This window comes from Paenibacillus sp. FSL R5-0908 (genome assembly GCF_038006245.1).
GTDB classification, from domain to species: Bacteria; Bacillota; Bacilli; order Paenibacillales; family Paenibacillaceae; genus Paenibacillus_AQ; species Paenibacillus_AQ odorifer.
Genome location: NZ_JBBOUV010000001.1, coordinates 1,989,187 through 2,004,716, shown reverse-complemented (window position 1 = coordinate 2,004,716; position 15,530 = coordinate 1,989,187). Strand labels below are relative to the sequence as shown.

Sequence of the window (15,530 nt, the reverse complement as noted above, 5' to 3'; positions counted from 1 at the left end):
AGGTATCCGTCAATCTCCAATATGAACAAAAGCTATTCTTTATCAATAGGTTTTTTTATCCCGTCTTCATAATAGTCAAAAATGAGCTGCTGCTGCGTTCCTCTTACCCCGTAAAACACATCAGAAATTTGTTTTCCCTTACGTCTTAACTCGTTCTCCAGCCATTCTTGGGTTAGGCCATTATCCTTAAGATTATCTGCGAGCATTATTCCATCCATAATCAATTCAACGGGAAAGCTCTGAGGAACGGACAACAGCTTTAGATCTTTTCGGGTAACATATTGGTACTCTTGTTTCTTTAATACAGATACCATTCCGTTATCTTCCAGTACAGCGTATTCTACTACCTCTAGATTAAAAATTTCCTTTTCTCTCAAGGCTTGATCCAAAGAGTCCAACGAATACCTTACCTTTTTCATATTTTGCTCAAGAATTTTCCCATCCTCAATAAGTACAGTGGGTGAACCTGAAATCCAGCTTCTCATTTTACGACTTTTTAAAGCGATGATAGATAGTAAAAAAGAGGTAACGGTAACGACTATAAGCGCCAGGATCATGTAGGAAGAATGCAGCTGTTTATTAAACGCCAAGTTCGCGGCTATTGAGCCCAATATAATACCCGTCACGAAATCGTGGAAGGTCAAGTTAGATAACGTTTGTTTTCCCAATATTTTGGCGATCAGCAAAAGCATGATCATAGCAACAAAGGCCCGAAGCACAATGTCCATATACACCTGCATCTCTAATGCTCCCTTCCTATTCAATCCGCCATTATTCACAAACCGAGTAGAAATGAAACCTCAACGAAAGCTCTGCCCATCCAAACCTGCCGATTTCTCTAAACGTCAAAAGGGCTCTGGAATGGTTCTACTGAACCTTCCCAAAGCCCTGGCTTCAAATTCTTACTTTTCAGTCTTAATTGCTAAAAGATTGTATAGAACCATTGCACTCTCAGCTCGAGTTGCTGAGCCTCCCGGAGCGAATTGCTGGTCACTTCGACCCTGGATAAGTCCAAGGGCTTGGGCAGCAATGATCGATTCACGGGCCCATGAGGCAGCCGCATGCAAGTCACCGAATTGGATTACAGGCTTTGGTTCCACCTTTTTCCCGCTGACATATTCGTAGGCTCGCATCACCATGACCGCCATCTCTTGGCGGGATATAGGGGCTTCTGGAGCGAAGAGAGTCTCACTCACCCCATGGACTATCCCCGCTTCTACAGCCTGCGCTACTTCCTCCGCATACCACTCATCCGCAGATACATCCGCAAATGCTGTAGATGATTTCCCTTCAAGTCCCAGCAAGCGGATCAGCATAGCTGTAAATTCTGCACGGGTCACTGACCGGTTCGGCTCGAAATTCCGAAGTCCGACTCCTTGAATCAGATGTTTGGCCGATAGCTCTTGTACAACCGCCGCCGCCCAATGTCCAGAAGGAACATCGTCATACGATTTGTTGTATTCCAGCACGGCATATGTGCCTAAGTATTCGGTGCGTAAAGCCACCTTGCCCTTCAGCCAGGAACCGCCCGCATACTCTAAATTTCCGGAATCCGGAAAATAATAGCCGCCGAGCAAATTCCTTTTGGCCTCAGGGTAGGCATTAAGCTCTAATGTAACGGGCTCAACAAATTGGTGAAGTATGCTTCTTGTACCGTCACCAGCAACAATATACAGGTTAAAGAAAAGGAACTCTCCTGCCTGGTTTAGCACTGCACCAGATTTTTTCTCTGCGCTAGCTAGTATTCTCTGCGCCGCTTCCCCATTCACCTCAGAAGCCTCCAGAAAGATCTGGCTACCGGCCAATTGCTCCGCAGGAATCAAACCCCGTAATTGTTGAAGCACCGCTGCCGGAAGGGTCATATTAAAGTTAGAAGCCTCTACCCGAAGCGGCTTCTGTTTGAGCATGTCTGCTGCCATCCCCGGCAATACTAGCATTCTCAATTTACCCTCGTAGACAATGGCTGCCGAAAGATCGTTCAACGAAGCTGCGTTTAGTTGCAGCCGCCCCGCCGTTACCTCCGGTACGGAAGGCACTTGTGGTTGCGGACTCGGAACAGTTGAAGTATTGTCTTCCGCTTGTAGAATCTGAAGCGTCAGACTGCTCTGCCGTCCTCCGTAACTTGCAGTAATCACAGTCATGCCCGGATCAAGTGCTTGCAGCTGCCCCGTTGCCGTTACTGTGGCTACCTTCCTGTTACTGCTCTCGTAGATTACACCCACGGTTACCGTAAGGTGGCTATCATCACTATATACCGCCGTTGTGACCACCTTACCGCTCTGCCCTATTTCCAAGGATGTCGGACCGCTTAACGAAATAGAGACGAGCTCCGGCAGTTGTTCATACACCTTTAATAAATAGGAAGCGGTCATGTTGTCATATACGGATGATATAACCGAAACGCCCGGGCCTTTAGCTTCAATATAGCCATCTTTGCCTATACTTGCGACGTTAGGATCGCTGCTCTCATAGACTATACCTTCGGTTACTATATAACGGCTGCCATCGCTGTACACTACCGAAGTAACCGCCGTTCCGGTCTCCCCGACACCCAGGCCTTCCGGGCCGCTAATTGCCGTTGAGACTCTTTCTGTAGGCTCCATGACCGTCACCTGAAGCTGTCGGAACGGCTCTACATTGCCAGCCTTATCCACCGAACGATAATCGATCCCGAAGGTTCCGGGGTTCTCGATATATACGCTCTGAGTAACCGTATTCCATGCACCACCGTTGAGCCGGTATTCTGTCCGCTTGACTCCCCAGCCGACAGCTCCCCCATTGGATTGGTCGGTGACATCAAATATGATATTGACTTTGCCCTTATATGCGCCACCTTCTCCAGTTTCTCCAAGAATGGTAGCCTTCGTGACTGGAGGTGTTGTATCTTTCGGCAAAATTTCCAGATACGCGGCATATTTGCCATTCTCACTCTTACGGCTTCTTATGTCTGTGGCGAGATTATAGCCTACCTGCCTAAGAGCCAGACTTATCACCGGATCGGAAGGGAACTCCGTGCCAACCCATGAGGTGATATCGAACTGCCGCCACTGCTCCGGTCCGGAAAAAGTCTGCAGCGCAGCTTGAGTACCGATTTTTGGAGCATTATTGTAATTTAGCGTTGCCTCCGTCCAATCATCATCTTGCACTCCAAATACACCGATATCGGACAAAGTGCCTGCCCCGTCATTTGTCTTTCCGAACACATTCAGCTTCACAGAACCGACTTCGCCGACAAACGGACTCAGATCGAATTTTAGATAAACCCTTCTGTCTGTGTCCCCGCTGCCATTTCTGATTTGCAAGTAATTGACCGAACTATAATTGACTGCAGCTTTCGATCCTCCATTGACATACGCATCTTCAGAAACATACAGCTTCGTTATTGCCGCTTCGTCTGGTTCCGAATCGGAAGGCTCAGAAGGTTCGGCATTCGGATCAATTCTGAACTTGACAACATGGCTTTTTCCTTTGGACCCGCTTGTATGAATTGCGAGTTCAATCCTCGGCGAGGTCTGCATTACCGTTACGGTTGGATCTTTCATCAGTTCTTCCAGCGCGGTTCTGCCGACATCCACATTCACCACAGATTGAGACTGTGTCGGATCCGAAATGGCTATCGTCAGTTCATCTCCAGACTCCTTGATAATAATGGAGGCTGGATGATTGGCGCGCACGGATTCGATCATTCCCGGTACCCAGAAGTTCATAGCCGTAAGTCCCAGCTTCTGTTCCTTGACGGCTTGCACACTATCCGTGTTGGCTATAATTTCGATGTCAGGACTACTGCTATAGCGCGCTGTCGCCGTTTCATCCTGATTCGGCAGAAGCACATACGAATACGATTGATTCACCGGATTCGTTCCCTGAGCAATCGACAGGCTGGCATAATTTCTCGTAATCGGCTCCGTTGATCCCCCTTGATTAATATCCTTCCATGCGCCAGTCCGAGACTCACGCAGACCGTCAATCGTTGGGGCATCAGGGAAATAATAACCGATTCCCGAGCCGGGAACATTGCCTTCCAGATGTGCCCAATGCACCTGATTCATTGACTCAGACCAACCCAGCGCGGATGGCTTGGCCTCTCCGTTGACCGTAAGTACATTGTCTCCGCTCGCCTTGAGCTTACGGTTATCTACGATGGTCTCCACCTTGCGGTTATCTGTGCTTGTAATGCCTGCCCCAAGCGCTACGATTTCATCATCGAACATGAACCAGGACTTTTTACCGGACAATGTGCTGTTATCCGGATCCAGATCCATGCCGGCCGCTCCATAAAGGCCGTCTATGGATGATCCTCCCACCCATGTTTTAGATGTAGTCTTGGCTGCACCGCGACTTGCCCCATCCGATGTAACCCCAGGCAGACGATAAGCGTTCACAGTCGGCCAGAATGCATCTGCATATTGATCCAGATCCTGATTATACAGATAGGTCATGCCTTCGCCTGTATACCAGCCCTTCAGGTTCTCCGTCCCGGCTTCATAGTTGGCGATTCGGGCCGAAGACATGCTGAGCCCAAAGGCATATCCAGGCCGGTGATGGACAATCCGATCCATAGCTGCAAATTGCTTGTGCACAGTAAGGTCTCCCGATGGCTGCACCTCTGGATCATTCATAAGCGTCTGGAGCAGAACAATATCGGCTACTCTTAGACCGTCGTAATAACTTTCTACTACCGTATCGGCTTCGAACCAATACTTCACCATCGATTTAAATCGGGCCGCTTGCTCCGGTGGAGCGGAAGAAGCCAGCCGCAAAATATGCGACCAAGGCACGAGCTGCCGGTTTCCCCGGGCTATCGATCTACCGAACACCATATCCATCATTAATTTTCTGTAGACAAGAGGTTCATAAGAATCCGTTACCCAGTTATATACATTCTTCAAATTGGTATCAGTCAGCGGCCAAGAAGACCCTGTCAGCAAGGTCATCATCTTCATCATATCGCCAAGCAGTACAGCCCCGTAGCTGCCGGTATAAGCAATATTATTATGCTGGATAAAGGAGCCGTCCTCATAGAATCCATCTCCGCGGGTTACATAGGGTAATACCTGGCTAACGGCGTCCCGTCCCTGTTTGATCTTCCCGCTGTCACGATTGTGAATACCCCTCAGGACTACTGCCAGTGCTTTATCCAACCGATTCGCACCGGTTTCCATCAACGAGGGTTGATTGGTCCGTTTGGTTGGGTCCGGGCAGAATTTATCAATGGCTTTGGTATATTTGGTAATCTGATCGGCTGACAAATACTCGAACATTAAGGCCATCGTATCTCCCAATGCAAGCGGAATGCCGATCTCCCATTCGAACCAATTGCCTTTCTCTAGTTTGGTTTCGTTATACCAATTCGCGTATAGGAAATCTAAACCGTCCAGAATATCTGATTTCAACTGCATATTCTCGTACAATGGTGAGCCGGATGTCGAAAAGGCAATAGCCATATCCTTCAACCGGTTATAAGAGGCTGCCGTATCAAAAGCATCCGCTGTGCTGCCCGGCTTATCGCTCCATAAATAAGTACGGTTCATTTGCTTGTTCATCGTATCCCAGAATCCAGTTCGCTCCTGATTACTGATCTTATCGGATAAAGTCTTTATAGACTTGGCAATGTCCGGGTTATTCGGGTCGAAGGATTGCCCTCCGGTCAAATACTCCACCCATCTTCCACGAAGCTCGTCATATTCGTCTTTTGGAGTCTCACCTTCAGTAATATTAAATTTCAATACATGCGTTGCCCCTATAGAATTCTTCACATCCACCGTTATAACTGTATTTCCCGAAGCTTGCACTACATCCGTCTTGCTATCTTTGCTGAGCAGTGTCAACCCCGGTATATCCAGTTCCAGGGACAATAGGCTTTGCGACTGAGTAGGATCAGACACCGAAACGACAAGCTCCTGATCGATCTGCCGAATCATCACGGAAGCTGGATTGAGTGCCTTGATGGAATCTACCGTTCCTGGATTCCAGAAATTAGCGGCGGTTATGCCCAGCTTCTTCTCTCTGACCGCATGCACATCCTTGCTGTTGCTCAGCACTTCGATATCCGGGTTGCCACTATAGTCTTCAGTACCGGCAATGTCACGATTAGGCAACAGAACATAGGAGTATGAGCCATTCGTAGGCGTATCACCATGCTCAACTGCCAGGCTTAAATAGTTGCGCGTAATGGGAACATCGGATTGAGTGGTATTAATCTCTTTCCAACTGCCGGTTCTGGCTTCACGTTGCGCCAGTATACTTGGAGCTTCAGGAAAATAGTAGCCCACGTCGGAACCTGGCACATTACCCTCCAGATGGGCCCATTGAACGTTCTTTAACGTCGCTGACCATCCGGACTGTGACGGTTCTACAGCTCCGTTGATTAGAAGTTTGTTGTTTCCCACTTCGTTTAGCATCCGGTTATCGATAATCGTCTCAACAGACTGCGGGCCGGCAGTTGATTTGGAAATTCCCGAACCAAGTGCCACAATCTCATCATCGAACATAAACCAGGATTTCTTGCCTTGCAAATCGCTACCGGTCACTTGGGAGAGTGAGAAATCCATACCTGCTGCACCGTATAGGCCTTCCAGCGACGATCCACCCACCCAGGTTTTCGGATTCATGTAACTTTTCCATTCCACAGGCACCATTCCCTGCCCCGATCCATCCGTTGTCGTGCCAGACAAGCGGTAGGAATTGACGGTAGGCCAGAAGTCATTGCGGTATTGGGTCAGATCCTGATTGTATAAATAGGTCATCCCAATCCCCGTATACCATCCTTTCAGGTTCTCGTTGTTCCCTTTCTCAAACGCCGAGATGCGATTCGAGAACAGACTCAAGCTGAAGCCGTAACCTTCGCGTAGATGAACCACCCGGTCCATGCCGGCAAATACCTGATTCTTAATGAGAGCTCCTCTTGGATTGATCTTCCCGTCATTCATCAGCTTTTTCACAATCGTTATATCGGCAAGCGACAACCCTTCATAATAATTGCCGGATGTCATATTCGCTGAGATCCATTCTTTCGCCGCTTGCTTAATGGATACTGCAATATTCTCCGGAGCAGTTTCAGCCATCCGCAGCAAGGTGACAATTAACCCTCTTGCGCTGCCGCTTCCTTTTCTAGATATACCCCTGCCATTTACCGAATCCATAAATTGACCGTTGTAGATCACCGGCTCGTAAGTCTGAGCCACCCATTCGTAAATGTTCAGAACATTCGGGTCCGTTATTGGCCATGGAGAATCGGTCAGCAGATAAGACATATCCGCCGTCCCTTTGAGCCAGACCGAACCATATCCTCCCGTATAGGCAATATTATTATGCTGAACGAGGGAACCATCCTTATACACACCGTCACCATGGGTCGTGTACACATACTCGGAGCCAATGGAATCACGGCCCTGAATGATCTTTGCACTGTTGTTGCCAATCACGCCTCTTACCGTGACCACAAGCGCTTTATCTAGTAGATTTGCTCCCGTCATCTTCGTGCCCTTAACGCCAAGCACCGACCCTACTTTGGGGTCTGGACAGAAGGCATCAATAGCCGCAAGATACTGATTGATTTGCTGCGGCGTTAGATGGTCGTACATGAGCACCATAAGATCATTCACAATCTGCGGTGTGCCAATCTCCCAGTCCCACCAGTTTCCATAAGCGCTTTTGCTCGGATTATAGCGGTTTGTATACATCCAATTGATTGCGCTTACAATATCATTCGCCAAAGCGCTGTTGCCGTAAAGCTCCGATCCCTCCACAGAATAGGCCAATGCCATAGTCTTCAAGCGATTGTAAGTGCTTGTAATAAACTGCGAATCTGTAGTGCTCGCGGTATCACTCCACAAGGAGATGCGGCCGGAGGATTTATCCATACTCTCCCAAAGTGCAGCAGCCGATGCAGCCTGAGCGCTAATACTAGCAGCTATATCAGGATCACTCCCATCGTATTGACCACCACTTAATCGGTCGTACCATTTCAGCCTCAGTTTATTGTAGGCCTGTATCGTGTCGGGAGCTTCGACAGTAACCAGACATTCGGCAGCAAGGCTACCATCCGGTGTAGCGATCTTGATAATCGAAGAGCCGATCCCCGTACCCATTACATTACCAAGTGCGTCCACAGTCGCAGCTTCTGGATTGCTCGAAGTCCACACTACCGTTTTATCCACCGCCGTTATAGGGGATAACGTCGGTAGAAGTGCAACCGTGTCCCCTTTTACCATAGAAAAGGCCGTACGGTCTAGCGCAATTCCTGTAAGACCCGCATATTCCTCCAATGCGATATCATCTATCCATAGCTTTCCTTTTCCAGTCTCCAAAAAAGGCTCGATGACTAGCTTCGTCGCGTTAGCCGGCATAGTTAGAAGTACTTGCTGCATACTCCAGTCCTGTGTGCCTGTTATTTTGGGAGAGGAAGGTCCATCTCCCACTTTTGCAGTATTGTAATACTGTGTTCTAAAGTAGGCTCCCTGTCCAGTGACGTTGTCCGTCTTTAGCCAGACTTTAAGTCTGTAAGATTTACCGGGGATAACCGAAGTTACCCCCTGATTGATGGAAATCCTACTTGTGGCAAAGGCATCGAACAGCATGGACTGGGTTCCTTCATGCGCAGTGCCAGTGTCTATCTTAATATTCGCTGTTTTATTCGTGCCTTTCCCGCTACCTGTAGGGACCCATAAGCTCCAGCCCACCGGAGCAGCGTCTGTAACCCCTGTCCAGGTTGAGTCAAGGGCTGTCGTTGTATTCTCAAAGCTTCCGTTAAGCATAAGATTTGATGCAGCCGCAGATGCCCTGCTATGCGAGGGATAAAGAACTCCCCCACAGGAAGAAAAAAGATCAACAATGAGAACTAATACTAAAAATAGACTTGGTTTACGCATTTGTTCACCCCAATCTTAGAATTGGTTAAAGCTAAAGGCATCTACAAGTTATCATCCTGCACAAAATTCAACACGGCGTCATCGACGGCCGAAGTTCTTCCCAGATCAGGAAGGTTCACAAGCTCAATCTCGCAAGTCTCCGCACAACCATGCAGCTCCAAAAGAACAAGTTCATTGCTTCCCTTGCGCAGCAATGGGCCCGGGATATATAGGGCGCGTTGCGGCCCTGCGTTCCAGTAGCGGCCCAGATTAAAACCATTGATCCAGGCGACCCCTTTATTCCATCCATCGAATCGTAGAAAGGTATCGCCAATCTCCTCCGCCTCGAAGCTCCCCCGGTAGAATCCGGGCAGACCCGAAAGGGACGCAGCTTGCTGCTTCTCCACCGGGTGCTTCTTGTACGCTAGTGAAGCCAGCTGTTCCTGTTCCAACGGCAAAGTACGAATCGTCCAGTTATATTGCAGCTGGTTATCAATCCGAACCCCGTCCAGAATCCCTTTCGAATCGCGAATGAGCGGCCCGTAATTGATTCGTCCCATGTTCTCGACGAGGATATCCAGCTGTGCTCCCCCAGCGGGGATGGAAAGTTCCAGTGGCAGCGGATTCCAGCGCTCAATTACGCCAAGCACCTGTCCATCCAAGAAGACCTGTGCCCGATCGCGCACGCCCTCGATGTAGAGTTTCTGTTTAGAGCGTGGCCCTTTCACATAAGTGCTGTACAATATAAAACCATAGGATTGTCCGAGCTTCTCCATCGGCTGTACACACACGCTGTTCACCGTTTCTGATAACTTCTCCAGATTGGAAGCCGTGAATAGTTCCGCTCTTTCCGTCAAAGCGACTTTCCCGTAAGAAATCTTCGGAATCGGCTCAGGGAGTGGACAAGCCGGGGCAAATCCATGGTTGCTGAGTACCGACCGGACAGCTTCAAATTTCGCCGTCGTATCTCCCCATTCCGTGAGCGGGGCATCATAGTCATAGCTTGTAGTCGTTGGCTCGTAGGTGACGATATGATTCGCACCATTATAGAAACCAAAATTGGTTCCACCATGGAACATGTACATATTAAATGAGGAGCCCTGTGTCAGAATCTCATCCAGAACACCTGCTACATCCCCGGAATCGCGTACATGATGATCCTCCATCCAGTGATCAAACCAGCCGTTCCAGTATTCCATCACCATAAGCGGCTCTTCAGAGCGGTATTCCCGATATTTGCGGAAGGATTCCTCTGTACTGGAGCCGAAATTGACTGTCGCATGCACATCCTCCAGTGTTCCGCCGAGCAACATCTCATCGGTTGGCCCGTCGGAAGTAAAGAGCAGCACATCGATCCCTCTGCTGACCAGTCCATCACGCATATAGCCCAGGTAGCCACTGTCATTACCATAGCTGCCATATTCATTTTCTACCTGAACGGCCAGAATTGGTCCGCCATGTGTGGAGAGCAGCGGAACCAGCAGAGGAATTAGCTCATCGTAATAACGGTCTACCTTGCTTAAATAAAGAGGGTCACAGCAGCGAAGCTGGAGTTCCCCGTAAGCTAGCAACCAGCCCGGCAGGCCTCCGAACTCCCACTCCGCACAGATGAATGGACTCGGTCTGACAATAACATGAAGCCCAAGCTCCCCAGCCAGTTCGATAAAAGATACCACATCGGCCATGCCATCAAATACGAACTCCCCTTCTTTAGGTTCATGTATATTCCAGGCGATGTAGGTCTCCACGGTATTGAATCCGCAGGCTTTCAATTTCAGCAGCCGGTCTTTCCAATATTCAGGCACAACTCGAAAATAATGAATGGCTCCCGATACGATACGATAAGGCTGTCCGTCCAGCAAATAGTGTCCGTCGTTCCAGGTGAGCAGGCTCATTATCGACAACCTCCTTTATTAATATTTATTCTAACGATTCCCCGCAGTGGTAGACGGCAAGCCGTCTGATCTTGGGGCTTGCGGCAGCTTCTGACACCCGTAAGCGGATTTTCTCTGCGACAACCGGAGGGAAGGCGTCGATTTTCTTATGGCCAATCGCACTGCCACGCTTCAACTCCAGCCACGCTCCGTTGCTGTACGCTTCCAGCATATATCCTTCTACTCTTTCGCCGTAAGCGATATCCTCCATAATCTCAGCATGATCAATCACAGTAGCTGCTGGCAATTCCAGTTCAACAATATCTCCAGTACCTGCGGTTACCGCCAGAACCTTGTCAAATCTGCGTCTTATCTCCTTACCGAATTCCAGCAGCCGCTGCACATCAGCCTCCGGAAACAGCCCGCGGTTGTCAGGGGCTACATTGAGCAGCAAAGTTGCCCCATGTCCAACCGAACGGTAATAAATATCCATTAGCTGCTCCAGAGACAGCAGCAGATGCTCCTCCTCAGGATGCCAGAACCAGCGGTCTTTACGGATGGGCACATCGCATTCCGCAGGCACCCAGCTCGGCGTTCCGGGAAGCCAGTTCAATGAAGCTTCACTGAACATGCTACCCCGCGCAGAATTCGCAGTGTTCCAGCATGGATAAGGAGCAACGCCATCCTCATTGCCAACCCAGCGGATCGTGGGTGCCCCCATATTAAACACCATAGCGCCTGGCTGATGGCGCTTGATCAGATCCATAATCCGCTGCCAATCGTAATTGCGGCCCTCCGACCCTGCGCCGTCGAACCAAATTTCCGTAAGCGGACCATAGCCCGTAAGCAATTCCTGTAATTGCAGGGCATAGAAATCATCGTACGCTTGCGGATCTGCATAACAGGGCTCATGTCTGTCCCACGGAGACAAATAAATGCCGAAGCCAACTCCAAGTTCACGGCAAGCCTCCGCGCATTCCTTAACGACATCGCCGCGACCTTCTTTCCATGGGCTAGAAGCCACAGAATAAGTACTTGTCTCAGTCGGCCACAAGCAGAAGCCATCATGATGTTTAGCTGTCAGTATAAAATAACGGAATCCAGCTTCTTTGGCTGTACTAACCCATTGGTGGGCATCCAAATGAAGCGGATTGAAGACCGCAGGTGAATCATTGCCTTCTCCCCACTCCTGATCGCAAAACGTATTGATGCCAAAATGGCAAAACATCCCCAGCTCCAGGTCCTGCCACTCCAGCTGTTCCCTAGAAGGCAGCGCCAGTTGCTCTTCCGGCTTGTTCTGTGAAAATCTGCTTTCAATCATTTCTACACTCTCCCATATGTTTGTGTAGGCCCAATATATAAATAAGGCTTTGGAAAGCCAGTTGATGACCTTCCAAAGCCCCGTCCACAACTTGTGATACTTGCTTATTCCCTATTTATTTGATAACACCTTTTTCGTTGATAATTTTCGTTGCTTCATCAACCATCCATTGCTGCACCTTATCAATCGATTCATTTCCAAGCATAAATCTGCTGAAGCCGTCATCGATTATTTTGGTCAATTCGGACGTTGCCGTCGTCATCACCTGCGCACCATCAAGGAACTGGATTGCACTGTCAAAGAGTGTATATTTGAGTGATTCCATATCATACATATCCTCTTTGCCAGCTACCAGTTTGGTCAGCAAGGCTTCATTATCCGCTTTTTTATAACCGGAGAATTCCAGTCTGTTATCACTAACAGCCGTTGACATAAATCTCATCAGTTGGAAAGACGCCTCTTTGTTCTTCGAAGTAGCGCCCATCGCCAGCATATTGCCGCTGGTGAAGTATTTGCCCTCGTATTCTTTTGGTTCCGATCCTGCCGGAGGCACCGGCACCGGAGCAAAAGCTGTCTTGAAATCATGCGGATACTGCTCAGTATTGCCCGGATCAGCAATCGTCCAGTTACCAGCCAGAATCATAGCAGCTTCTTCATTAAAGAATTCCGTGCGGTAATTGAGCTTAGCCGCTAAAGCGTCTGCATAAGTTTTCGCAGATTTATCAGCAGACTCCATATCTTTGCGCAGCTGGAAGAAGTATTTATAGGTTGGATCCGCGAAAATGGTCGTCCCGTCACCATACACGAATGGATCTTTCATCATCGTTTGGGCCGGAGCGTTCATATACAACTCCCAGGTGTGGAAGTATGTGCCGTAACGTTTGTCTACGCCTTCACCTTTGGTCAGTTTTTTGGCATAGTCGCGGTAGTCATCCCATGTCCAGCCAAAAGTAGGTACAGGCAGCCCAGCTTCATCCAGTGCATCTTTGTTCAGCATTACATAGTTACTGCTCTTGGTATATTGCATCCCATAATAGTTGTTGTCTACCTTAGCATTCACATAATATTCATCCTCAGGAACGAGGTTATCCTTCTCATAGAATTCATTCAGCGGGGCAAGTGCTCCCCGGGTCGCCCGTTCAAGTACGCCTCCAAGGCTTGGTACCTGAACAACGTCAATCGCTTCGCCGGATGAAATCAGGAAGTCGAGTTTCTTCAGCATCTCCACAGAATCACCGGGAACGAGTGTCACATGCTCTACCTTGATATTTGGGTTCTGATCCATAAATTCCTGCAGCATGGCATCCGTGCCTGCTGATTGGGCTTCATTGTCCCAGTTGTAATATTTGATGGCGACTTGCTTGTCCACCTTGGTGTTCCCGGCATTCGTACTGGCTTCAGCACCGCCATTCTTCTCTGAATTTCCGGAACTTCCACAGGCGCTTAACGTTAAGGAAACCGCCAGCATGGAGCCTAGTACAACGGATAATCTTTTTTTGCCCTTTGTTTTCATTTTACTTCCCCCCGCACTGAAATTTAAGTATAGTGCCTTGTTCATTTCTTATTATAGGCACCCGCTGTACAAGCCAAGTGCACAATTTTGCTGTAGTAGGATCACATTTTTGACTTTTACCCTCTTTTACATACCCACAAGTCAGCCCTTTACGCCCCCCAAGGAGATTCCGTTAATGACTTGCTTTTGCAGGGCAATGAACACGATGACCAATGGGATGATCGCCGAAACGGCTGCCGTCATCATAATCGCATAGTTGTTCGAATAATCGTCCCGGAACAGTGTCATACCGAGTGGGATAGTGTACAGATTCTTGTTTAGCAAGAAGATCAGCGGATTCTGGTAGTCATTCCAGGTCCAGATAAATTTGATGATCGCCACAGTAGCGAGCACCGGCTTGCAGAGCGGAACAATGATAGACCAGAATATCCGCAAATGGCCTGCACCATCAATTCGCGCCGCTTCAATATATTCGTCGCTGATACCAATCATAAATTGCCGCAGCAAGAACGTGAAGTAGATGGAGAACATACTCATTAATACGATAGCAGCATGAGTATCATAGAGGCCGAACCAACGAATCAGCAGAAAACGCGGAATCAGCGTGGCCTGGTCAGGAATAATCATGAACGACAGCAGTGCCAGAAAGACCATATTCCGTCCTTTAAACTTGATTTTGGTCAAGGCGTACGCCGACATAGATGAGATGATCAGTGTGATGCAGGTTGTAATAATCGCAACTTTAAAGGAGTTTAAATAAAAATGGGAGAAAGGTACCCGTCCCATCCAAACCATCTTGAAATTATACGCTACATTGATCTTCTCGGGAATCCATTGGATCGGGAAGCGCATTACATCTTTTTCATATTTGAAGGCTGCGGAAATCATCCAGATCAGCGGAATAAGAAACACAATGGACAAAGCCCCCATGATGCAGGTTGTGATCACTCTGGACATATTTTTTCTAATCAGTTGCATGTTAATCTCCCCCCTTTATTCTTCATTTCTCATTTTCCAAGTGGCTGCGGTAATCAAGCCGATAACAGCGAATAGCAGCCAGGAAATTGCAGAAGCGTAGCCCATGTTGTAGTATTTGAACCCTTCCTCATAGATCCTGAATACAAGCACGGTAGAAGAATTATTCGGGCCACCCTCGGTCAAAAAGGCGATGATGTCGAACACCTTAAACGAGCCAATCAGCATGGTAATAAGCAGGAAAAATGTGGTCGGACGCAGCATCGGAACTGTGATGGCAAAGAATTTTTTCAGCGCGCTGGCGCCATCTATTTCGGCGGCTTCATAGATTTCATCGGAAATATTCGTCAAGCCAGCCATATAGATAATAATGGTGTAGCCAAGACTCGCCCAAGAACTGATAATGGCAATAGATAACAGTGAGGTCTTTGGATCAACTAGCCATTTCGGAGGGCTGGAAATTCCAAACTCCATCAGCAACTGATTGATCGGTCCAAGAGACGGATGGAACAATGCACTCCATACGGCAGCTATCGCAATAATCGAAGAAATATAAGGAATAAAGAAAGCCACTTTAAAATAATTTTTGAGGAACACACTGTTTTGAATCAATGCCGCGAGCACCAGCGCAATCGCAATCGGTATCGGCACGGTCATAATCATATAAAAAGCATTGTTCTTCAAAGCTTGAATGATACTCGGATCATGGAACATTTTGATATAGTTATCCAATCCGATGAACTCGATTCCTTTGACTCCCGACAATAGATCCCATTTCGAGAAGCTCAAATAAAGTGAGAATCCAAGCGCAAATACATTAAGAAAAAGCATCCCGACAATTTCCGGTGCCAAAAATAGCCACCCGGTTAAAGCCTCTTTCCGTTGCGGAGTCCAGAATTTCCGCTTCTCTTGCAGAATTTTTGGCACAGGTTGTTTTGCAGCCTCCACGTTGTATCACCTCGACAATTTGATTTGTCATTATAGTAATACATCCGCCT

7 protein-coding genes are annotated in these 15,530 nt (G+C 48.2%); all 7 read right to left on the bottom strand.

Annotation, left to right across the window (positions count from 1 at the left end):
- Nucleotides 1-32: 32 nt before the first annotated feature.
- The 7 genes from MKZ09_RS08800 to MKZ09_RS08770 all read right to left on the bottom strand — a co-directional run bounded on the left by MKZ09_RS08800 (nt 33) and on the right by MKZ09_RS08770 (nt 15,480).
- Nucleotides 33-740, bottom strand: a complete 708-nt coding sequence (locus tag MKZ09_RS08800) for a DUF421 domain-containing protein (RefSeq protein ID WP_076126261.1) — start codon at nt 738-740, stop codon at nt 33-35.
- 162 nt (nt 741-902) lie between these two features.
- Entirely contained in the window at nt 903-8,870 is a 7,968-nt protein-coding gene (locus tag MKZ09_RS08795) for a polysaccharide lyase family 8 super-sandwich domain-containing protein (protein WP_076205354.1), read from the bottom strand.
- 41 nt (nt 8,871-8,911) lie between these two features.
- Entirely contained in the window at nt 8,912-10,744 is a 1,833-nt protein-coding gene (locus MKZ09_RS08790) for a glycoside hydrolase family 35 protein (protein WP_076205358.1), read from the bottom strand.
- 25 nt (nt 10,745-10,769) lie between these two features.
- Nucleotides 10,770-12,044 carry an alpha-L-fucosidase gene (locus tag MKZ09_RS08785; protein WP_076205361.1) on the bottom strand — a complete coding sequence of 425 codons (1,275 nt, stop codon included), beginning with the start codon at nt 12,042-12,044 and terminating at the stop codon, nt 10,770-10,772.
- Nucleotides 12,045-12,159: 115 nt separating this feature from the next.
- Entirely contained in the window at nt 12,160-13,557 is a 1,398-nt protein-coding gene (locus tag MKZ09_RS08780) for an ABC transporter substrate-binding protein (protein WP_076205365.1), read from the bottom strand.
- A gap of 141 nt (nt 13,558-13,698) precedes the next feature.
- Complete coding sequence (locus MKZ09_RS08775) at nt 13,699-14,535, bottom strand: carbohydrate ABC transporter permease (RefSeq protein ID WP_036675652.1); 837 nt, start codon at nt 14,533-14,535, stop codon at nt 13,699-13,701.
- 15 nt (nt 14,536-14,550) lie between these two features.
- Complete coding sequence (locus MKZ09_RS08770) at nt 14,551-15,480, bottom strand: carbohydrate ABC transporter permease (RefSeq protein ID WP_051490863.1); 930 nt, start codon at nt 15,478-15,480, stop codon at nt 14,551-14,553.
- Nucleotides 15,481-15,530 lie beyond the last annotated feature (50 nt).